Below are 21716 nucleotides of genomic sequence, written 5' to 3'. Positions count from 1 at the left end.
AACGATGAAAGTCATTACAGTCCCTGTGACGGGGTTTGCACAAAACTGCCGCATAATTATTTGCCAGCAGACGAATAAAGCAGCATTAGTTGACCCTGGCGGTGATGCTGAAAAATTATGCGCTCAGCTTGCCTCACTTGGTTGTGAATTAATTGCAATTTATCTAACCCATGGTCATTTAGATCATGTTGGTGCGGCTAAACAGCTTGCCGATAAGTTTAATGTTGACATTATTGGTCCACACATTGACGACAAGTTTTGGTTTGATTCACTGCCAATGCAAGCTCAAATGTTCGGATTTGCACCCATTTCACCTTTTTATCCAACACAGTGGTTAAACCATGGCGATGTGATTAGCGTGGGTAATAGCCAGTTATCGGTGCGCCATTGTCCAGGCCATACGCCAGGGCACGTGGTCTTTTATGATGACGAGACACAGCAGGTCATCGTCGGAGATGTTATTTTTCAAGGTTCAGTAGGGCGCACAGACTTTCCAAAAGGCGATAGTGCGCAGCTGCTTGCATCAATTAAATCAGAAATTTTATCGTTTGCAGATGAAGTTGCCATTTTACCTGGTCATGGTCCAAACACTACCGTAGGGCATGAGCGAAAAACGAATCCATTTATTAGTGGACGCTTTGGCTAAAATTGCATTTTTTTCGCATAAATAATAGAAAATAGGCAGACTGACATTCAAATCAGTTATATAATTTACTCAGTATTTTTAAAGAAAAAGAAATAAAATGTCTCTAAACCAAGTAGATCGCCAAATTTTGGCATTATTACAGCAGGATGCTAGCTTATCAACGGCAGAAATTGCCGATAAAGTTGGTTTATCTCAATCTCCTTGTTGGCGTCGTATCGCTAAACTTGAACAAGATGGTTATATCAAAGGTAAAGTTGCTTTGCTTGATGAGAAAAAGCTTGGCTTTGATATGTTGGTTTATGCACATGTTCGCTTATCAAATCATGGCAGAACAAACTTAGCTGAATTTGAACGTTTAATCATGAGCTACGACGAAGTGACCGAGTGCTATAGTATGGCGGGTACTATGGACTTTATGCTGCGCATTATTTCTAAAGGAATTGAAGGGTATGAGCAGTTTGTTCGCGATAACCTTCTAAATCTTGAGTTTGTGCAAGAAGTACACTCAAATGTGACGATGACTTGTGTGAAGCGAAGTACATCTTTACCTCTTTAACTATACCTTCTTCATTTAGCTTTTTATTGACAAACGGTTAGTGCTTTTGCGTGCTAACCGTTTTGTTGTCTGTGTGTTTACGGTTGTTGCTGATTGTTAACGTAGGCAGTTTTTGCTAGAATTCTGCGCCTTGCCAAAATGCATACACTTGAAAGAGGATCTTAATGTTTAACTTACTCAGCAAAGCGCCAAGCTCTGCTAAAAACGATATATTATCGGGCCTGACAGTCGCACTGGCATTGGTGCCAGAAGCCGTTGCTTTTGCTTTCGTTGCTAATGTAGAGCCTTTAGTAGGCCTATATGCCGCATTTATTGTTGGTTTGATTACGGCTATTTTTGGTGGTCGCCCTGGAATGATATCAGGTGCAACCGGCGCATTAGCCGTCGTAATGGTAAGTTTAGTATTAGACCATGGCGTTGAATATCTATTTGCGACGGTATTATTGATGGGGATATTACAGATCCTCGCAGGTATATTTAAGCTTGGTAAGTTTATTCGCATGGTACCTCACCCCGTCATGTTAGGCTTTGTGAATGGTCTTGCTATCGTTATTTTCTTAGCCCAACTAGGTCAATTTAAAGTACCAGATGGTATGGGCGGCCAACAGTGGATGGAAGGTCAAGCGCTTTACATAATGCTTGGTTTAGTCGCGTTAACCATGGCGATTATTCACTTTTTACCTAAGCTAACTACCGCGGTACCTTCATCATTAGTTGCTATCGTGACAGTCACGGGTATTGTGATTGGGTTTGACCTTGAAGCACGCACTGTGCTTGATTTCTTAAAAGGGATGACGGGTAACGAGCAAGCAACTATCGCAGGCGGTCTGCCGCAATTCCATATTCCAATGGTGCCATTTACCCTTGAAACGTTAAAAATAATTTTTCCGTATGCATTAATTCTAGCGGCAATTGGTTTAATTGAATCATTGTTAACACTCACGCTTATAGATGAAATTACAGAAACGCGTGGCCACAGTAATAAAGAGTGTATTGGTCAAGGTGCTGCTAATGTAACCTGTGGTTTCTTTGGTGCAATGGGCGGGTGTGCAATGATTGGCCAATCAATGATTAACATTAACTCGGGTGGTCGCTCGCGTTTATCAGGTATTAGCGCAGCCTTACTCCTATTGGCTTTCATTATTTTTGCAGCAGGCTTAATCGAAATGATCCCGCTGGCGGCACTGGTTGGTGTAATGTTCATGGTGGTACTAGGCACATTTGAATGGGCAAGCTTTAAAATGATGAAGCGCGTGCCAAAGTCTGATGCATTTGTGATTGTATTAGTGTCTGGTGTGACTGTTGCCACTGACCTTGCAATTGCTGTGTGCGTAGGTGTGATTGTGTCTGCACTGGTATTTGCTTGGCAGCATGCTAAACACATTTATACAAGCAACTATATCGACCAAGAGGGCTCAAAAGTCTATGAATTGCATGGCCCACTGTTTTTTGGCTCGGTGAAAAACTTTGCCGAATTATTCGATGTAAAAAGTGATCCCCAAGACGTCATTATTGAGTTTAAACATAGCCGAGTGGCAGATCACAGTGCGATTGAAGCCATTGATAGTTTAGCCGATAAGTATGCTAAAGCGGGTAAAAAATTACATTTACGTCATTTAAGCCCAGATTGTATTCAGTTGCTTCATAAAGCACGCGATCTTGTCGAGGTTAACGTGATTGAGGATCCTAAATACAAAGTAGCCTCTGATAAATTGGCGTAATAAATTGCCGATTAAAAAGCGAAGGCCGTCAAAGTCTTCGCTTTTTTAATGCCTGTAGAATGCGGTAAGGCTATTAAAAATTAAGATAGGTGGCAGTGCTTTGCATGAGTGACTATCGGTATAATAAAAATAACGACGAAAGGTAACTTGATATTTTGAATTGGCAATCATTAGTTGATAATCGACAACGCTTCTTCTGGGTTTTGCAAATAGCAGGCTGGATAGGCTACGCGTTGGTGAATTATATCGGCTCAAAAGTATTTGAAATGCGTGATATTTACGTATTTGTTATTGTATTAAACGCCTATGCAGGGTGTTTAATGACAGTACCACTGCGTTATATGTATCGCAAAGTTTGGAATGCATCGCCATGGGTTCTTATGCTTGTTGTGTTTGGGGCATCCTATATCACGGGTACGTTATGGGCGGTCGTTCAAAAATTCAACTTATGGGAAATTTATCGACACGGTTACCGGCCGAATGAATGGTTTTATTATTTTCAGCAGGGATTAGACTCTGTCTATATTATTCTGTGCTGGAGTGGTTTGTATTTTGGTATAAAGTATTACCAACTACTGCAAAGTGAGCGTCAAAAAGCCTTAAAAGCAACAACAATGGCGCACGAAGCACAGTTAAAAATGCTGCGCTACCAACTTAATCCGCACTTTTTATTTAATACACTGAATGCAATATCAACCTTAATTTTGGTGAAAGAGAATAAAGATGCGAATTTAATGGTCTCTAAATTAAGTGACTTCTTACGCTACACACTCAATACTGATCCCATTAAAAAGGTGCCTCTAGAGCAAGAAATACACGCACTCATGCTGTATTTAGAGATTGAAAAAGTACGTTTTGATGAGCGTCTTCAGGTCAATGTTGATGTTAGCGAGCAAGCGAAAGAGGCATTAGTACCGAGTTTGATCCTCCAGCCCATTATTGAAAACTCAATCAAGTATGCGATAGCGCAGCTTAATGAGGGGGGAGTGATTGATATTAAAGCACAAGTTTTTGCAAATGAACTATTATTGGAAGTAGGCGATAATGGTCCTGGTACTGAGTTAATAGATGGTCAACTGGTTAATTCTCAAGGCGTTGGCATAGCAAATACAAAGGACCGATTAAAAACACTTTATGAGAACAACTATTCGTTTGTACTCTCTGACAATTCGCCAAGTGGATTAAAAGTTAATCTGCGTGTTCCGTTTGAAAAGGCTGTTAAGAAATGAGCAAAATTAGAACTTTGATCGTTGATGATGAACCATTAGCTAGGAAAGGCTTAGCGGTTCGACTCTCTGAGTTTGACGACATAGAAGTCATTCGTTTATGTAGCAATGGTCAAGAGGCAATAGATGAATGCCTTAGTGGTAACATCCAATTAGTTTTTTTAGATATTCAAATGCCAAATATGAATGGTTTTGAAGTAGCACGTGCGTTAAGCGAAAGTGTGAACCCTTTACCTGCAATTGTATTTGTAACGGCGTTTGATCAGTTTGCTGTAAAAGCATTCGAGATTCATGCATTGGATTATATTCTTAAACCAGTCGATGACAACAGACTAAAACAGGCGGTAGAGAAAGTGCATACCTATTTAAAGACGCAACAAGATAACGCCCATAAGAAAAAACTAGCGAGTTTTGTCGCGGGTATAACAGGCAATAATTGCGAAGAGATTTTAAAAAAGCTGGCCACAGGTGATAGCTTAGCCGACCGTCGTTATCCGGAGTCACTGGCTGTAAAAGAGCAGGGTGAAATAGTCCGTGTGCCTGTTGTTACTATTCAATGGGTTGACGCTGCTGGTGATTACATGTGTTTACATTGCCAAGATGGGCAAACACATATCTTACGCAAAACAATGAAAGAGCTTGAGCAAGAGCTTGATCCCCAGTTATTTGTGCGAGTACATCGCAGTGCGATTGTTAATACAAAACAAATCAGCAAACTTGTTACTCAAGTCAGCGGTGAGTACTTATTAGTGCTCGATAATGGCCAAGAGTTAAAAGTAAGCCGCAGTTATCGCGATAAAGTAAAAGCAGCACTGGCAAGCTGATACGCTATTTTAAACAAAAAAGGCGCAAAATTAATTTTGCGCCTTTTTTCGTTATATTGGTTTTTAAACCGTCACAATTTTCATCGTGTTAGTTGCACCAATGGTTTCCATAGCGTCACCGTGAGTTAATATTACAGTGTCACCTGTGGCTAAAGAGCCTTGCTCAACAAGCGTGTTTAACGCATCACGAACCATGTTGTCTTTTTCACATTTAGTTGAGTCAAAGTATACAGGGTAAACGCCACGATAAAGTGCTGTTTGGCCTAATGTACTTGCATGACGAGACAGCGAATAAATAGGTAAACCAGAGCTGATACGCGACATAAGTTTAGCCGTGCTACCAGATTCAGTCAGTGTGATAATCGCTTTCACTGAGTCAAGGTGGTTAGCAGCATACATGGCTGAAAGTGCAATAGATTCAGCGTTAGAAGAAAAACGGCTATCTAAACGGTGTTTAGAGACGTGCGTTTCTTTTTGTGACTCGGCACCTAAACATACACGCGCCATGGTTGCGACAGTCTCTTCTGGGTAGTCACCTGCCGCTGTTTCTGCTGATAACATAACAGCGTCAGTCCCATCAAGCACTGCGTTGGCAACGTCCATAACTTCTGCACGTGTTGGCATTGGGTTATCGATCATTGATTCCATCATTTGCGTTGCCGTTACTACTGTACGGTTTAATGAGCGAGCGCGTCTAATAATAAGCTTTTGCTTACCCACAAGGGCAGCATCACCAATTTCAACACCTAAATCACCACGCGCCACCATTACAGCATCAGAAGCTAGGACGATATCATCAATTGCTTCAACGGTTTCAACCGCTTCTGCACGCTCAATTTTAGCGAGTAACTGCGCGTTCGAACCTGCCGCTTCGGCTAGTGAACGTACATAGCGCATGTCATCACCACTGCGTGGGAAAGAAACTGCAATATAGTCAACACCAATTTCGGTTGCTGTGATTAAATCTTCTTTGTCTTTCTCGGTGAAAGCCGGGGCCGTTAGACCACCGCCTAAACGGTTGATGCCTTTATTGTTCGAAAGCACGCCACCCACAGTGACTGTGGTATGCACTAATTCACCTTCAACAGAGTCGACAGTAAGTTGAATTAAGCCATCATTTAACAGTAGCAAATCACCTGATTTTACATCGTTTGGTAATTCTTTGTAGTCAATACCCACAGCGTTTACGTCGCCTTGGCCTTTTTCCATTTTTGCGTCTAGCGTAAATTTAGCACCTACTTCTAAGTTTACTTTGCCATCTTTAAATGTAGAAACGCGAATCTTAGGACCTTGTAAATCAGCAAGTATTGCAACGTGCTTGCCTAAACGCTTTGCTATATCGCGTACAGCTTGAGCACGGTCTTTGTGATCTTGAGCAACGCCATGTGAGAAGTTCAAACGAACAACATTTGCACCTGCACGAATAATTTTTTCTAGGTTGTTATCGCGATCGGTTGCCGGTCCAAGTGTCGCAACAATTTTTGTGCGTCTTAGCATCAAATTCTCCTGTGCGCTTAATCGATGTTAAGCGAATTGATGGTTTACTATTAAAAAGTCGTGCTAAAAGCCTTGCTAATGGGCTTATACAACGGCACGGTGTAGAACTCATAGGTAAAAATGTGTTTTTTAACTATGAGTATCTGAATCCATGTATTATTGAATCATAATACAAAAATTGAATGACGATATTATGACACCGGTGTCAGGTAGCGTCAATACACTTAACTTTTAAATGGGTATTATAAAAATCTGGTCCGATGCCTGCGTTATTTTGATATAATTTGAACAACGTCGCTTTTAAACACACTGATTTTTACCAAGTTGGCTTGGATGCTCGCATTTTTGGGCTGCTTGGGTATAATGCGCGCGTATTTATTTTGATTAACTAACCAATAGTTGTTACCGAGGAGGACACTAAATGCAAGTTGCATTAGTAGGGTTAGGCGTTATGGGTAAAAATCTTGCCCTCAACCTGATTGAAAAAGGGCTGACATTAGTAGCGTACGATAAGAACCCTGATGCGGGTGCTGAGTTACTAAGCTGTGCGAAAGCACTCGGATTGGCAGACCGTTTACATATTGTGTCTGATTTAAATGATATGGTTAGACGTTTAGAGCCGCCTCGTTCAATTTTACTTTTAGTTCCTGCTGGTGAATTGGTTGATAAAGTATGTACTGAGCTTGCGGAAGCAGGCGTCGAGTGTGATGACATCATCGTCGATTGCGGCAATAGTAACTATAAAGACGGTATTAGCCGTAAACTTAAGTTCCAAAATAAATTTGAATTCGCCACAATGGGGATCTCAGGGGGTGCCGAAGGCGCACGCCATGGTCCTGCAATGATGGCCAGTGGCTCAGAAGGCGGCTGGGAGCGTGTTGAGCCGTGGTTTGAAAAAGTTGCAGCAAGTTACAAGGGTGAGTCGTGTTTTGCGCGTGTAGGGCAATCTGCAAGCGGTCACTTTGTAAAAATGGTGCACAACGGTATCGAATATGCGTTGATGCAGCTTATTGCAGAAATGTATCAACTGCTTCGTTTGGGCACTAATCGCACGCCAAAAGAAGTTGCCGACATTTTTAATGATTGGTCTGAAGGAACATTAAATAGCTACCTACTATCAATCTCTAGTCATATTCTTAGCCTTGAAACAACTGAAGGTGAGCCTTTAGTTGACTTAATTGACAATAAAGTAGGGGCCAAAGGCACTGGGTTATGGACAGCACAAAATGCGCTTGAGTTAGGCATTGCAGTGCCTTCACTGGTTGCTGCGGTACAAGCTCGCCATTTAACAAATACATGTGATACGCATGCTGCAAAAGAAATGACCTATGCAGCCAAAGCAACTAACACTGTTGAGTTAGACCTAGAAGAATTAAAAGACGCGTTTACGTTGGCAAGTTTACTGGCTTACCGTCAAGGTCTTGCGCTTATCAAAGGTGCATCACGTGCGCACCAATGGAAAGTTGATCTTGCTAAAACGTTACAAACGTGGCGAGCGGGTTGTATTATTCGTGCCGATTACTTAGATAATGTTGCTGAAGGCGTAGAGTTTATTGATTCTATGCAGCGTGAATCAGCTGCACTTCGTAAAGTGACAGGGGCGGCAGTTGCTTCTGGTCTTGCATTCCCTGTGTTAACTGCAACACAAACGTATATTGCAACACTTACAACACCAAGTAATGGACATTTGGTTCAGGCACAGCGTGATTACTTCGGTGAGCACGGTATCAAAACACACAGTGGTGAAGTTTGCCATTTAACTGATTTAGTCGATATTGACGAAAAAGTCCGTTAATGAGTTGAATTACTCACCATCATGAAAAAAGGCACCGTACGGTGCCTTTTTAATATCTAAAACTTTAATTTTATCGACTCAACTCGCCACGTAGGTTGTCTTGCATAAGATGGCGCACTGTTTCAACCTCAAGCTTTTGGCTAAATAAGTAATGTAACTTTGTTAAACAGGCTTCTAAAGTCATGTCATAGCCACTGATAACACCACAGTTGAGTAATGCATTACCGGTGGCATACCCGCCCATGTTGACATGTCCTTTTAAACACTGGGTAAGATTAACAATCACCATGCCACGCTTACTAGCCTCATTGAGGATGTCTAGAAAGGCAGGGTCTTGTGGTGCATTGCCAACGCCAAAGCTTAATAATACAAGCGCTTTAATGTTATCGTTAACCAAGCTTTTTACAACCTCAGGACTGATCCCCGGATACAAATACAGCACGCCAATTGGTTGTGGAGTGATGTTAGATACTTGCAGTTCGTTATCGACATACGGGCTCAATTGCCCCTTGATTAATTGTATATTGATACCTGATAACGCTAACGGTTCAAGGTTAGGTGAAGCAAACGCGTCAAAACCATCTGCGTGTGCTTTTGTTGCTCTATTACCACGGAAAAGTTGGTTATTGAAAAACAGGCTGACTTCAGCAATAGGGTAATTCGCTGCTAAGTACATGGCGTTTAGTAAATTAACTTGACCATCAGAGCGAAGCTGTGACAAAGGAATTTGTGAGCCTGTGACAATCACGGGTTTGGTCAAATTTTCAAACATAAACGATAAAGCCGATGCCGTGTAGGCCATTGTGTCAGTGCCATGTAATACGACAAAGCCATCATAGTCTTGGTATTTACTTTTGATATCGTCAGCAATAAGTTGCCAATGTGCCGGTGACATATCGGATGAATCAATCAAAGGGCAGTATTCGTGAATATCAAATAAAGGCATTTCATCACGATTAAACTCAGCATTGTTGACCACTGTTTCGGTTAAAAAGCCTTCAGCAGGAACATAGCCTCGGCTCGATTTTTTCATCCCGATTGTGCCGCCTGTATAGGCGATATATATACGTTTACGTTTCATAAAAAAGCCCAGTAAATTAACTGGGCTTAGTATACCTAAAATCGCGTTAGTTAGTAACTTATTGAATTACATTACACACTAAACAGCGTGCATAGACACCTTGTGGGTCGTTGTAATCTTTTAAATTATCAATTTCACTACTCAACTGCTTAACAAGGCTTTGTAAGTTAGCTTGTGTTGCAAGCACAGAGTCAGAAGACTGCGACTTAGCTAAGAATGCTTGTACAGCAGCGGTACCAAAAATATCCTGTAGCATTTGCTCTTGGGGTGTTAAAGATTGTTTGATGGTTTTAACATCGTAATGCTTTAATTTTGCAAGTTCTGCTGCCGCTTTAATTGCATCTTGTTTGTCACCTAGTTTATCAACTAAGCCAAGCTCTTTCGCCTGAGTGGCAATCCACACACGCCCTTGGGCAATTTTATCAACTTGCTCAGGAGTCATATTTCGCGCTTCGGCTACAACGTTTAAGAAGCGTTTGTAGGCATTTTCTACACTGAGTTGAATGATGTCGGCCATTTTTTCATCCAGTGGGCGAGCAATAGAGAAGCCTGCTAAATCAGTGGTTGCAACACCATCTGAATAGATACCTAACTCAGCCATGGTGTTTTCAAATGTCATGAAAGTACCAAAAACACCGATTGAACCTGTAATCGTACTTGGCGCTGCCCAAATCTCATTTGCAGCAGAGGCAATCCAATACCCCCCCGAGGCCGCAACAGAACTCATTGACGCAATAACCGGTTTTCCTGCGGCTTTAAGTGCCAGAACTTCAGCACGAATAACCTCAGAGGCAAACATACTACCACCGCCAGAGTCAATACGCAGAACCACAGCTTTTACTTTATCATCTAAGCGCGCTTTGCGAAGTAGGGCTGCGGTAGAATCACCGCCAATTTCACCGGCTTTACGTTCACCATCAACAATCGTGCCTTTTGCTACGATTACCGCTACTTTTTCAGTAATAGGGTTATCAAATTCGATAGGAGGTTTAACCAGCGATAAATATTCACGGAAGCTCACTTGCTTAAATGTTTTACCGGTTTCTTCTGTACCGACTAGGTCAATAAGTTGCTGGCGAATTTGTTGAGATGTTTTTAGTGAATCAACCCATTGATTGTTTAAGGCATAGTCACCTGAATTTCCATCCACTGCTTGCATTTTTGCAAGGTAAACATCCATATCTTCGTCAAAGTTACTTTCATCAAATGGGCGAGAAGCGGCAACATCTGACTTATATTCGTTCCAAAGTGCAGTTAACCATACTTGGTTGGCTTCTTTTGCTGCATCTGACATATCATTACGAATAAATGGTTCAACTGCTGACTTGTACGTACCTACACGGAAAATATGCTGTGTTACTTTTAGCTTTTCAAGGGCGTCTTTAAAGTAAAGCGGGAACATGCCGTAACCTTCAATGCTTACACCACCATAGGGGTGCATAGACACTTCATTGGCATGTGCTGCAATATAGTACTGTGCTTGAGTGTAGTAATAGCCTGTAGCAATAACTTGTTTACCAGCGTCTTTGAACTCATCAATCGCTTTTGTTATTTGTTTAAGCTTATTGATATGCGCGCCTGGCATTTTTTGAAGATCAAGCAACATAACAGAGATACGGTCATCTTTTGCAGCTTGGTTGATAACTTCAATAATATCATCAAGCAAAATCTCTGAAGGTGCTTCTTTGCCCATAGTCGCATCATTAATGGCTGCTTCTACAGGGTCAACATAGGTTTTCTCTTCAACGATAGGACCATTTAAGTTCAGGCGCAGTACGGTTCCATCCGCGACTTTAACTTTGTCTTCTTCGCTAGTAATAGCGACAATAAAGAGTATTACTAGTATTAAAAATAATAGGTTTAGAACCAAACGGCGGGAAAAGTTTATCCCAGTCCATATGCCTTTAAATATCTTTGCTAGCAAAATAATTCCTTAATTCAGTACAGCTTAGTAGTAATCCCATCTTAGCTTAGAATAATCTGAAATTTAACTGTTAAATAGTAACAGAGTGTTTAAAACGAGAAATTGCGACAGTTAATTACTCGCTAAAAGTTGATTATTCTGGGTTATTACCGCAGAATCTAAACATCATAGAGGTTCGACCAGTTAACGGGGCAGACAATGTTAGAACAAAAATTACAATTACCGCATACCGAACTTCGTAATCGTTTGGTTATGGGCTCAATGCACACCGGTCTTGAAGAGGGCTGGCATAATCGTAAACGGTTACGCGCATTTTATGAAGCACGTGCAAAAGGAGGCACAGGCTTAATTATTACCGGCGGGTATAGTCCGAATTTACGCGGTAAACTTACTCCATTTGCATCAACGTTTAGCTCATATTATGACGTTGTTAAACACCGTGCTTACACTGAAGCAGTACACCAGCATGGTGGGAAAATTTGTTTACAGCTTTTGCATGCAGGGCGTTATGCCTACCATCCATTTAATCATGCTCCTAGTGCGATTAAAGCGCCAATAAACCCATACAAACCAAAGGCGATGTCGCTTGGTGCCATTAAAAAAACCATAAAAGATTTTGCAAGCTCAGCGCGCTTAGCCGAAAAGGCGGGCTACGATGGTGTTGAGATCATGGGCTCAGAAGGCTACTTAATTAATGAGTTTATGGCGAATCATACTAATAAGCGTAATGATGCTTATGGTGGTAGCTTAGAAAACCGAATGCGCCTAGCTGTTGAAATAGTGAAAGCAGTACGCGCAAAAGTCAGTGAAAAATTTATTATTATTTTTCGTTTATCAGTGATGGACCTAGTTCCTGACGGTTCTACTCCTGATGAAGTAAAGCAACAAGCTTTGGCGCTAGAAGAAGCCGGCGTTGATATCTTTAATACAGGTATAGGTTGGCATGAGGCTCGCGTTCCAACGATTGCCAGTATGGTTCCTCCTGGCGCATTTAAAGAGGCGTCAAAACGTTTAAAAGACACGGTCTCAGTTCCTGTGGTTGCGGTAAACCGTATTAACACCCCACAGATTGCTAATAGTATTTTAGCGGCAGGAGAGTCAGACCTTATTTCGATGGCAAGACCACTTTTAGCTGATCCTGAGTTTTTTAATAAATACGTAAATAATAAAACTGAGCAGATAAATATTTGTATTGGTTGTAATCAGGGCTGTTTAGACCATGTATTTAAAAATAAACGTGCGACCTGTTTAGTGAACCCTCAAGCTGCATTTGAGCTTGAATATAGCCTAGAAAAAGCCGCGTCATCACGTTTAGTGTTAGTGGTAGGTGCAGGACCAGCTGGCCTTGCTGCGAGTTGCTATTTGGCGCAAAAAGGGCACAAAGTAACGCTCATTGAGCGTAAAGAGCAAATGGGCGGCCAGTTTAATTTAGCCATGCAAATACCCGGAAAAGAAGATTTTAATCACACGCTAAATTATTTCACTAATGAACTTAAGCGTTTAAATGTTGAATTAAAATTGGGCACTGAGTTTTCAGATAACATGCTAAATCAATACGATGATGTTGTCTTTGCGACCGGTGTTAGACCTCGTGAAGCTAAAATTGAATGTGCTGATGGTAAGCGTGTTTTTGCCTACGATGAAGTGATTAGAGGTGAGGTTGAACTGGGTGAAAAAATTGCGATATTAGGCGCTGGAGGTATCGGTTTCGATATGGTGGCCTTTTTAAGTGAGCATAAAGATCAAACCATTGAAGAGTTTAAAACTCAATGGGGAATAGAGTGTGAGCCACAACCACACAAAGATAATCGCCAAATTTATATGCTAAAACGAAGCTCAGGTCGCTTTGGCAGTGAGCTGGGTAAAACGACGGGTTGGATCCACCGCCAAGTAGCAAAACAGCATGGTGTTAAACAAATTGCTGACTGCCAGTACATCAGTTTTGATAACCAAGGGTTAAAGATTACCGTAAAGGGTGAGGAACAGATACTTGATGTTGATACAGTGATTGCCTGTATTGGTCAGGTGTCTAATAGCGAACCATTTGCAACTGAGGCTGAAAACGCAAAAGTGCATGTGATAGGTGGTGCAAAACTCGCCGCGGCCATTGATGCAAAACGCGCTATTTTTGAAGCATTGCAAGTCGCACGCAAAATCTAACTGAAAGATAACCACATTGTTAGCGGTCTTATTTATTAATCTATTTTAGTCATGAGATCGCTATGCACATTACACATACCTACCAAACAATCTTCAAACGTCTGCAGTGTTTAGAGGGGATGCCCGCTTTACTTTTTCGCTTAATCTTAGCGCCGGTGATGATAATCGCTGGATTTAACAAGTTAGCGTTGAGCGGAGATGTCTCGCATTTTTACCAATATTTTCTCGCATCTGATGACATCATTACATGGTTTGGTAATAAAGAATGGGGCTTAGGTTTACCGATGCCTGCGCTACTGGCATTTTTGGCCGCTTGGGCAGAGTTTCTTGGCGGTATACTGCTATTTTTGGGGCTGTTTACACGTCTTACCGCTATTCCATTAATGATTACGATGTGTGTGGCTGCGACTAGCGTGCATGGTGATAATGGCTGGTTTGCTGTCACGCCTACAGATGCCAGTACCAGTCCTGCAAGAGTATTAAGCTGGCTACAAATACCAGGTGCACAAGCAAGCCTAGATAACTCCTCAGCGGCAGCTGAGCGCTTAACAAAAATGCGCGACTTATTAGAAACCCACGGTTTTACTGATTATTTATATGAAACAGGACGCCCTGTGATTTTAAATAACGGAATGGAGTTTTCTGTTATTTATTTTGCGATCCTGTTAAGCCTATTTTTTACAGGCGGGGGACGTTATGTCAGTCTCGATTACTGGTTTAGCAGAAAGTACCGTAATCGCTTTATTGATAATGAACTTAAATGATAAGCTTACATTTTATTGCCTGTATTAACGGGCATCGTATTTAAGAATTTACGGAAAAATAATGGACGCTTTAACGCTTTTACAAACACGACAGTCAGATCCACGTTTAATTTCACCGGGTCCAACAGAAGAACAGCTTTCAATTATTCAGCGCGCTGCGATTAAAGTCCCCGATCATGGTTGTATTGCGCCGTGGCGTTTTATCGTGGTGGAAGGCGAAGCACGCCATAAATTAGGTGAGATCTATCACCAAGCCGCTATCGAAGAGCAGCAAGATGACCGCGTAATTGAGCGGGCAAAAGAGCTCCCCCTCAGAGCACCCATGGTGATAATCGCGATTGCCGATGTAAAAGAAAACCCTAAAGTACCGCGCATAGAGCAGGTGCAAAGTGCTGGGTGCGCTGTGTTAGCAATGCAACAAGCTGCATTCGCTCAGGGATTAGGTGGCATTTGGCGCACAGGCTACTTTGCGCAAAGTCCAGCTGTTAAACACGCGCTTGGTTGCAAAGCAGAGGATGAAATTGTCGGCTACTTGTATATAGGCACACCTGAGGTAGATATTAAAAAGCCCATTCGTCATAAACCAGACACTTTTTTTGAGAAACTGTAAGTTAAGGGAACTTTTTAGCATCACAAGAGTCATACCTGATTAAGCTTGCTTATGTTACTTTTTTTCAAGTTGTGGCTTTGCTGTAAGAAGCGCTTGGATGCAAAAACTTAATTATTCTTCTTCAGTATGTTTTTTAATCGGTTGTTTTTTGTTAACGTATGGATAGTCTTAGAAAAATAACGATAAAGAAGACGAGAAAAATGGGAAACTTATTTTTACGTGAAAAAGAAAATTGGTTCGCTTGGTCTCTTTGGGGCATTGTTGGTGCAGTGATCACTTTGTTTGTTGCACTCTCGACAAAAGCACCTCAGTTTTTAGGTTTATCAGCGGTCGGTGTTTTGTTTCTACTTACCTGGTGGATGCACAGTACAAAACGTTTTGATTTTGGGCGTGCGTTTAAAGTCTGTTGTTATGTTTTAACGTTTAGCAGTCTACCGGCCTTTTTACTGGTGATTGTGCCAAATCACAATATGAATAAAATAGACATTATTGTTCAAACACTCGGCTTTGCACTAATCAGTTTATTCGTCTGTTTAATTTGTTCATGGATTGCCCGCAGACCAAAGCAATATTATTGATTTAAATTTTTTAGGCTTTTTTACAGTTAAGTCTTTACAATGAAAGCTGTAAGCACTATTATGCGCGCCGTACGGAGAGATGGCAGAGTGGTCGAATGCACCGGTCTTGAAAACCGGCAGGGGTTTGTAGCCCCTCTAGGGTTCAAATCCCTATCTCTCCACCATTATTTTTAAAAAACCGCCTACAGGGCGGTTTTTTGCTATCTGGAGATAAGTCATGTCAACAAGCGAGTCTTCGTCTACTTTTAAACACCTTATAAAACATATTCTGCTTTGGAGTGTTTTTTCTTATTTTTATCATAGCGGCGTGAATGTTCTAGTTGCTATGGCACATGATGCAAAGCCAGAGCATGGTTTACTCACATCGATTGCTTATGGCATCGGTTTTAATGTGCTGGTTGGTCACTTAATTGGAAAATATGATAAGCATTGGCCTGTTATAGCTGCACTGTATATCGCATCAGTTGGCTTGTTAATTGTGCCACTTGTTATACTCGGTAAAGCAGGATTGATGGATGTTTATTTTATTGTCGCAATGATCTTAAGTTTACCAACGTCAACCTTTGTCATTGAAAAAATAAAGCAGCGAATTAGTTTAAACACTGAGCAAACGCAGTAAACTAAGCATTATTCGTTGTTTTTTTATGTTAGTATAAATGCATCTTTTAACTAATAAACGTGAATTTAAACATGTCAGATATTTTTACAACAGACGCTGAAAAAGCAAGCTACGGTATTGGTTTACAAATGGGTGAGCAACTTAAAGCTAACCCTTTTGAAGGTTTAAACCTAAACTCAGTTTTTGAAGGTATGAAAGACGCATACGCAGGAAGTGATTTCCAAGTTGAGATCCCTGCAATTCAAGCTGCTTTCGAAAAAATCAATGCAGAAATCCAAGCTCGTCGTGAAGAAGAAGCTAAAGTACTTGCTGCTGAAGGTGTTGCGTTCTTAGAAGAAAATGCAAAACGTCCAGAAATTACGGTAACTGAATCAGGCTTACAGTACGAAGTATTAACAGCGGGTGAGGGTGAAAAGCCAACTGCTGAGTCTACAATTCGTGCTCATTACCACGGTACATTAATTAACGGTACTGTTTTTGACAGCTCTTATGAGCGTGGTCAACCTGCTGAATTCCCAGTAAGCGGTGTTATCAAAGGTTGGACTGAAGCGGTACAAATGATGGGTACTGGTTCAAAATGGCGTTTATACGTACCACACGAACTTGCCTATGGTGAGCGTGGCGCAGGTGCTGCAATCGCACCTTTCTCAACATTAATCTTTGATGTTGAGTTACTAGAAATTATCTAATTAATTTCTACAGACATAAAAAAACCTGCTTAATGCAGGTTTTTTTATGTCTAAATCAAATTTTAACTATTTGATTCAGCGAACTCTTTGCACTTAGCAGTGTCTTCGCATTCACCATAAAGGTAAAGAGAGTGGTTTGTTAGTTTAATACCGTTCTCTTTTGCGATTTCTTCTTGGCGACGTTCAATCGTATCATCTTCGAACTCAACAACTTTACCACATTTTAAACACACTAAGTGGTCGTGGTGAGTACTACCCGATAATTCAAAAACTGACTTGCCACCTTCAAAATGATGACGAGACACAATACCTGCATCGTCGAATTGGTTTAAAACACGATAGACAGTTGCAAGACCAATCTCTTCGCCAATGTCTAACAGAATTTTATAGACATCTTCAGCGCTGATGTGTTGGTTGTCTGGAGATTGTAGAATCTCTAAAATTTTAATACGCGGCAGTGTTACTTTTAACCCTGCTTTTTTTAATTCCAAGTTGTGATCAGTCATTAAATCTGTCTCAATTTTATTTATTTATACTAGGCATCATAAAGATGCACACGACACATTAGCAAATATTAGAATAACGTGCCTAGTTACTAAGTGCAAAGAACAATTCGTTTAATTGCCGATTTTTTAGACAAAAATGAACTGGTTGTGCATCTTTACATCAGCTAGTAAATGCGAGTAGTACTTGTTATTAATCAGCAAGTTCTGCTAAACACATTTCTTCATAAACTTGAGCACACCACTCTTTAACACGCTTTTCAGTAAGTTCTGGCTGACGGTCTTCATCAATGCCTAGGCCTACAAAGTGATTATCATCAATGACCGCTTTTGAGGCTTCGAAGTCGTAACCTTCAGTAGGCCAGTGACCCACAACTATAGCACCACGTTCAGTAACGATATCGTTGATCATGCCCATCGCATCTAAGAAATACTCAGCATAGTCTTCTTGGTCACCGCAACCAAAAATAGCAACAAGTTTACCATCGAAGTCTACTTCTTCTAACTCAGGGAAAAAATCATCCCAGTCACATTGCGCTTCGCCATAGTACCAAGTGGGGATACCGAATAACAATAAATCGAATTCAGCAATCTCTTCTTTAGAACTTTTTGCAATATCGTGAACAGCAACGAGCTTTTTACCTAATTCTTTCTGAATCATTTTTGCTACGTGTTCAGTATTGCCTGTATCGCTTCCGAAAAAAATACCTACGCTTGACATGGATTTAAAACCTTCTATCTATCAATAGCCAATCTTTCTTGTAAAATTGTTTCAATCAACGCGCTACGGCTAATATTCTGCGCATCGGCCATATCGCTTAGTGCTTGATATAACTGTGATGAAACCTTAAATTCTACACGCTTTAAACCACGTGCTTTGTCTCGTTTTATTTGATTACGTTTGTTGACTTTCAACTGCATGTCACGTGGTAGGGGATTTGTTTTTGGTCTACCAGGACGCTTTTCGTATTCAAATAAATCGGGTGTTGTTCTATCTGTTTCTGACTTTGCCATGCCTAGCCTACACCTGCGCCTTGCCAGAAGACTTGAATAAGTCCTTTTGCTATAAAACCAGAGCAGCCTAAAAATAGCACTAACCAAACGATGTATCGGCCAAATCGGGGCACGTCACCTTTCTTTAGTACGTCTTGAATTGCCATACCAATAAAAAAGAAAATGCCGGCTAAGCCAAAATACAACCCTAAGGTATCAAATTCGTTAATTAACTGACTGACCATCAACGTATAAACCTTCAAATTAAACGGCGCGTACTATACCACACAAAATCGTATTAATTTAGTGCGTACGATCAAAAACAGTGAATTTTATCGACGTTAATTCGAGGCTAAAAAATCACTGATTGCTTTATTTACAGCAAGCGGTTTTTGAGCATGAAGCCAATGACCCGCACCATGAATTATTTTTGCCTTTGAATTTGGAAATAACGCCATAATAACAGGGCGATGTTCAGCTAAAATATAGTCTGAATCATTCCCTTTAATGAATAAAGTATCACATAAACAAGAATCATTTTCATCAAGTTGTGCTAAAATATTTTCATATTGTTGGTCTAAAACAGCTAAGTTAAACCGCCACTGATACTGGCCTTGTTCATTTTTGGCAAAACTTTTTAATAAGAATTGGCGTACGCCAAGCTCGGGAATCTGTTTGGCAAGTATTTCGTCGGCTGCTTTTCTATCTGTAACGGCAGAATTAGCAACGTCGTTCAAACCTTTGAAAATAGCGCCATGGCGAGGTTTGTTAGCCACTGGCGAAATATCCATAACCACTAGTTTTTCAACGCGTTCTGGGTAGCTAAGTGCTAATTGCATAGCCACTTTACCGCCCATTGAATGGCCAACAATATGTGCTTTATTGATATTTAAATGGTTCAGTAACTCTAAAACATCGGCAGCCATTACCGTGTAGTTCATGCTATCACTGTGGAATGATTTACCATGATTACGTAAATCGATATTGGTCACTGTGTAATTTTCTGACAGTGCTTTCGCGATGACATTTAAGTTTTCTAGCGAACCAAATAATCCGTGGATCAAAACAACATGCGAACCTTGGCCGCTTTGCTGGTAATTTAATAGCATTTTTAGCTCCTATTTTAAGTGGCGCTATTTTGCCTAGTGAAATAACAAATTGCAAAACATAGAGAATTGCTGCGAGCTTAGGTATAATCATTGCGAACTTTTAAAATGTGACCCGTAAAGACAGGAATAACATGAAAAAAATCGACATAGACGACGAGTTATATCAATACATCGCGAGTAATACGCAAAGTATTGGTGAAAGTGCATCAACCATTTTGCGTCGTTTATTAAACCTTTCTGATGGCACTTTAACGACCAGTCATTCAACGACGACAAACACTGAACAAGAAATCAGCGTTGTTGAATCAGAAGAAGACACGGAACAACACACAGAATCAGCAGCGCCTGAATCAAAAAGCCAACCAGCTGTCACAGCAACGACATACGCTAAAGGTAATGTATTCAATGTGCTTAATAAAGAAGAGCTAGCGATGCAAAAAGGCGTTGTCGGCCGTTTCTTATTTATTTTGGCTGCTTTGTACAGAACACATAAAGACGATTTTGTTAACGTGCTTGAAATTAAAGGACGTGACCGCGTTTATTTTGCCACAAGTAAAGAAGCGTTACTTGAAAGTGGCAGCAGTATGAACCCGAAAAACATCACTGATACAGAATACTGGGTGATGACAAACTCTAATACTACGCGTAAAAAAATGATGCTTCATGAAGTCGCCTTGTGCCTTGGTTACACGGCTGATGAAGCAGAAAAGATTCGTGATTACTTATAATCAATAAGGAAATATTATGGCGATTCATCCAGATGCAGGTAAAACTGCACCTCAAGAAAGCTTAGTCAATGTACCAAAGCTGGTTTCAGCCTACTATTTAAATGAACCAGATCTAGAACAAAATCCAGAGCATTGCGTTGCCTTTGGTACGTCTGGCCATCGTGGTTGCTCGTACGATGTAAAGTTTAATGAGTCGCATATTTTAGCGATCACCCAGGCTATTTGTGATTTTCGTAAAGAAAACGATATTTTTGGACCACTTTTCTTAGGTAAAGATACACACGCATTAAGTGAAGCGGCATTTAACTCTGCAATCGAAGTCCTTGTTGCTAATGAAGTACAAGTGATTACGCAAGAGAATGATGAATACACACCAACGCCGGTAATTAGCCACGCGGTAGTGTCACATAATAAAGTGAACCAAAATGAGTTAGCAGATGGGATTGTTGTTACACCTTCTCATAATCCACCCGAAGATGGCGGTTTCAAGTATAACCCGCCAAATGGTGGCCCAGCAGATACAGACGTTACCAAATGGATTGAAGACAGAGCAAATCAACTCTTATTAGAAGACCTTGTTGAGGTGGAGTTATTTCCTTTTGCAAAAGCGTCTCGCTCAGGCTTTATTAAATATCAAGACTTGATCACGCCGTACGTTAATGATTTAGAGAATATCATTAACTTGAAAGCCATCAGTGACGCTAAAATTAAAATTGGTATCGACCCACTAGGGGGTTCAGGTATTAACTTTTGGCCAGTGATTGCCGAAAAATACAATTTAGACCTAACGGTCGTAAATAAGTCAGTCGATCCACGTTTTGCATTTATGCCGCTTGATAAAGACGGTAAAATTCGTATGGATTGCTCGTCACCTTACGCCATGGCGAATTTAATTGCCCTGAAAGACGATTACGATATCAGTATTGGTAATGACCCAGATTACGACCGTCACGGTATTGTGACACCGGATGGTTTAATGAATCCGAACCATTTCCTTGCTGTTGCGATTGATTATTTATTAAATCACCGCGATTGGTCTGCAGATGTGGCAATTGGCAAAACGCTTGTTTCAAGCGGCATGATTGATAAGGTCGTTGCGCGCAACAACCGTAAAGTAAAAGAAGTGCCGGTTGGCTTTAAATGGTTTGTTGAAGGGTTAAGTAGTGGCGCTTTAGCCTTTGGTGGCGAAGAAAGTGCAGGTGCCTCATTCTTGCGCTTTGATGGTACCGTGTGGAATACAGACAAAGACGGTTTCATTCTTGGCTTACTAGCCGCTGAGATCTTAGCGGTAACAGGCAAAACACCTTCAGCGCTTTACAAAGAGCTTGAACAAGAGTTTGGTGCGCCGATTTATAAGCGTATCGATGCGCCTGCGAATGCTGAACAAAAATCGCGCCTAAAAGCGTTATCAGCTGACGATGTGAAAGCCAATACACTTGCAGGTGATGAAATCATTCAAAAGCTGACCCATGCACCGGGTAACAACGCGGCGATAGGTGGTTTAAAAGTCGTAACTGAAAATGGTTGGTTTGCTGCGCGGCCTTCAGGTACGGAAGATATTTATAAAATTTACCTTGAATCATTCAAAGGTGAAGAACACCTCGCATTACTAGAAAAAGAAGCCAAAAAATTAGTTGATTCTGTTATCCGCTAATTTATCTTTCTTTTTTATTATAACGGCTGATTTAATCAG

The 21716-nt window shown here is 40.9% G+C and carries 22 protein-coding genes and 1 tRNA gene; 15 read left to right on the top strand and 8 right to left on the bottom strand.

What is annotated here, in order from left to right:
• The first annotated feature begins 4 nt into the window (after positions 1-4).
• From IT970_RS08400 to IT970_RS08380, 5 genes are all read left to right on the top strand, one after another.
• A complete protein-coding gene (locus tag IT970_RS08400; protein ID WP_036968195.1) occupies positions 5-646 on the top strand; it encodes an MBL fold metallo-hydrolase in 642 nt (213 codons plus the stop codon).
• Between the two features lie 97 nt (positions 647-743).
• The gene (locus tag IT970_RS08395) at positions 744-1202 is read left to right on the top strand and encodes an Lrp/AsnC family transcriptional regulator (protein ID WP_036968198.1); all 459 of its coding nucleotides are present in this window, start codon (positions 744-746) and stop codon (positions 1200-1202) included.
• A gap of 164 nt (positions 1203-1366) precedes the next feature.
• Positions 1367-2923: a SulP family inorganic anion transporter gene (locus IT970_RS08390; RefSeq protein ID WP_036968200.1), complete on the top strand. Its 1557-nt coding sequence runs from the start codon at positions 1367-1369 to the stop codon at positions 2921-2923.
• Between the two features lie 155 nt (positions 2924-3078).
• Positions 3079-4152 carry a sensor histidine kinase gene (locus IT970_RS08385; protein ID WP_036968201.1) on the top strand — a complete coding sequence of 358 codons (1074 nt, stop codon included), beginning with the start codon at positions 3079-3081 and terminating at the stop codon, positions 4150-4152.
• Positions 4149-4973, top strand: a complete 825-nt coding sequence (locus tag IT970_RS08380; protein ID WP_036968204.1) for a LytR/AlgR family response regulator transcription factor — start codon at positions 4149-4151, stop codon at positions 4971-4973. Before IT970_RS08385 ends, IT970_RS08380 begins: the two co-directional genes overlap by 4 nt.
• Positions 4974-5036: 63 nt before the next feature.
• Here the strand turns inward: IT970_RS08380 and pyk are convergent, their stop codons facing one another.
• Positions 5037-6470: a pyruvate kinase gene (pyk, locus tag IT970_RS08375; protein ID WP_036968210.1), complete on the bottom strand. Its 1434-nt coding sequence runs from the start codon at positions 6468-6470 to the stop codon at positions 5037-5039.
• Positions 6471-6891: 421 nt separating this feature from the next.
• Here pyk and gndA point away from each other — a divergent pair, with 421 nt between their 5' ends.
• Positions 6892-8265 carry an NADP-dependent phosphogluconate dehydrogenase gene (gene gndA, locus IT970_RS08370; RefSeq protein ID WP_075593539.1) on the top strand — a complete coding sequence of 458 codons (1374 nt, stop codon included), beginning with the start codon at positions 6892-6894 and terminating at the stop codon, positions 8263-8265.
• A 70-nt stretch (positions 8266-8335) separates the two neighbouring features.
• Here the strand turns inward: gndA and ansA are convergent, their stop codons facing one another.
• Together ansA and sppA are read right to left on the bottom strand one after the other, a co-directional pair.
• Positions 8336-9346, bottom strand: a complete 1011-nt coding sequence (gene ansA / locus IT970_RS08365) for an asparaginase (RefSeq protein WP_036968216.1) — start codon at positions 9344-9346, stop codon at positions 8336-8338.
• Positions 9347-9404: 58 nt separating this feature from the next.
• The gene (sppA, locus tag IT970_RS08360; RefSeq protein ID WP_196857192.1) at positions 9405-11270 is read right to left on the bottom strand and encodes a signal peptide peptidase SppA; all 1866 of its coding nucleotides are present in this window, start codon (positions 11268-11270) and stop codon (positions 9405-9407) included.
• 198 nt (positions 11271-11468) lie between these two features.
• Between sppA and IT970_RS08355 the strand changes: the two genes are divergently transcribed.
• The 7 genes from IT970_RS08355 (at position 11469) to IT970_RS08325 (ending at position 16690) form a co-directional block, all read left to right on the top strand.
• Positions 11469-13430, top strand: a complete 1962-nt coding sequence (locus IT970_RS08355; RefSeq protein ID WP_196857191.1) for an oxidoreductase — start codon at positions 11469-11471, stop codon at positions 13428-13430.
• Positions 13431-13492: 62 nt separating this feature from the next.
• Positions 13493-14194, top strand: coding sequence for an HvfX family Cu-binding RiPP maturation protein (locus IT970_RS08350; RefSeq protein WP_196857190.1), 702 nt, complete (start codon positions 13493-13495; stop codon positions 14192-14194).
• A gap of 61 nt (positions 14195-14255) precedes the next feature.
• Positions 14256-14804, top strand: a complete 549-nt coding sequence (locus IT970_RS08345) for an NAD(P)H nitroreductase (RefSeq protein WP_074989591.1) — start codon at positions 14256-14258, stop codon at positions 14802-14804.
• Between the two features lie 200 nt (positions 14805-15004).
• Positions 15005-15382: a hypothetical protein gene (locus tag IT970_RS08340; protein WP_036968230.1), complete on the top strand. Its 378-nt coding sequence runs from the start codon at positions 15005-15007 to the stop codon at positions 15380-15382.
• 73 nt (positions 15383-15455) lie between these two features.
• Positions 15456-15546 (top strand) — tRNA-Ser (locus IT970_RS08335).
• A gap of 53 nt (positions 15547-15599) precedes the next feature.
• The gene (locus IT970_RS08330; RefSeq protein ID WP_051501762.1) at positions 15600-16001 is read left to right on the top strand and encodes a hypothetical protein; all 402 of its coding nucleotides are present in this window, start codon (positions 15600-15602) and stop codon (positions 15999-16001) included.
• A 71-nt stretch (positions 16002-16072) separates the two neighbouring features.
• Positions 16073-16690, top strand: coding sequence for an FKBP-type peptidyl-prolyl cis-trans isomerase (locus tag IT970_RS08325; RefSeq protein ID WP_036968233.1), 618 nt, complete (start codon positions 16073-16075; stop codon positions 16688-16690).
• A 62-nt stretch (positions 16691-16752) separates the two neighbouring features.
• Here the strand turns inward: IT970_RS08325 and fur are convergent, their stop codons facing one another.
• The 5 genes from fur to IT970_RS08300 form a co-directional block, all read right to left on the bottom strand.
• The gene (gene fur / locus IT970_RS08320; RefSeq protein WP_036968236.1) at positions 16753-17196 is read right to left on the bottom strand and encodes a ferric iron uptake transcriptional regulator; all 444 of its coding nucleotides are present in this window, start codon (positions 17194-17196) and stop codon (positions 16753-16755) included.
• A 190-nt stretch (positions 17197-17386) separates the two neighbouring features.
• Positions 17387-17914, bottom strand: a complete 528-nt coding sequence (fldA, locus tag IT970_RS08315; protein WP_036968238.1) for a flavodoxin FldA — start codon at positions 17912-17914, stop codon at positions 17387-17389.
• 14 nt (positions 17915-17928) lie between these two features.
• The gene (gene ybfE, locus IT970_RS08310; RefSeq protein WP_004586673.1) at positions 17929-18207 is read right to left on the bottom strand and encodes a LexA regulated protein; all 279 of its coding nucleotides are present in this window, start codon (positions 18205-18207) and stop codon (positions 17929-17931) included.
• A 2-nt stretch (positions 18208-18209) separates the two neighbouring features.
• Positions 18210-18431 (bottom strand): DUF2788 domain-containing protein, encoded by a 222-nt coding sequence (locus IT970_RS08305; protein WP_036968243.1) that lies wholly within the window; start codon positions 18429-18431, stop codon positions 18210-18212.
• Positions 18432-18527: 96 nt separating this feature from the next.
• Complete coding sequence (locus tag IT970_RS08300; protein ID WP_065979962.1) at positions 18528-19295, bottom strand: alpha/beta fold hydrolase; 768 nt, start codon at positions 19293-19295, stop codon at positions 18528-18530.
• 131 nt (positions 19296-19426) lie between these two features.
• Between IT970_RS08300 and seqA the strand changes: the two genes are divergently transcribed.
• Together seqA and pgm are read left to right on the top strand one after the other, a co-directional pair.
• Positions 19427-20023 carry a replication initiation negative regulator SeqA gene (seqA, locus tag IT970_RS08295; RefSeq protein WP_036968250.1) on the top strand — a complete coding sequence of 199 codons (597 nt, stop codon included), beginning with the start codon at positions 19427-19429 and terminating at the stop codon, positions 20021-20023.
• 16 nt (positions 20024-20039) lie between these two features.
• The gene (gene pgm / locus IT970_RS08290) at positions 20040-21677 is read left to right on the top strand and encodes a phosphoglucomutase (alpha-D-glucose-1,6-bisphosphate-dependent) (RefSeq protein WP_036968253.1); all 1638 of its coding nucleotides are present in this window, start codon (positions 20040-20042) and stop codon (positions 21675-21677) included.
• Positions 21678-21716 lie beyond the last annotated feature (39 nt).

The sequence above is a fragment of the Pseudoalteromonas sp. A41-2 genome (assembly GCF_015767615.1).
In the GTDB taxonomy this organism is placed as follows: domain Bacteria; phylum Pseudomonadota; class Gammaproteobacteria; order Enterobacterales; family Alteromonadaceae; genus Pseudoalteromonas; species Pseudoalteromonas lipolytica.
Note: the sequence above shows the minus strand (reverse complement) of the source record. Positions and strands in the feature narration are given on the sequence as shown.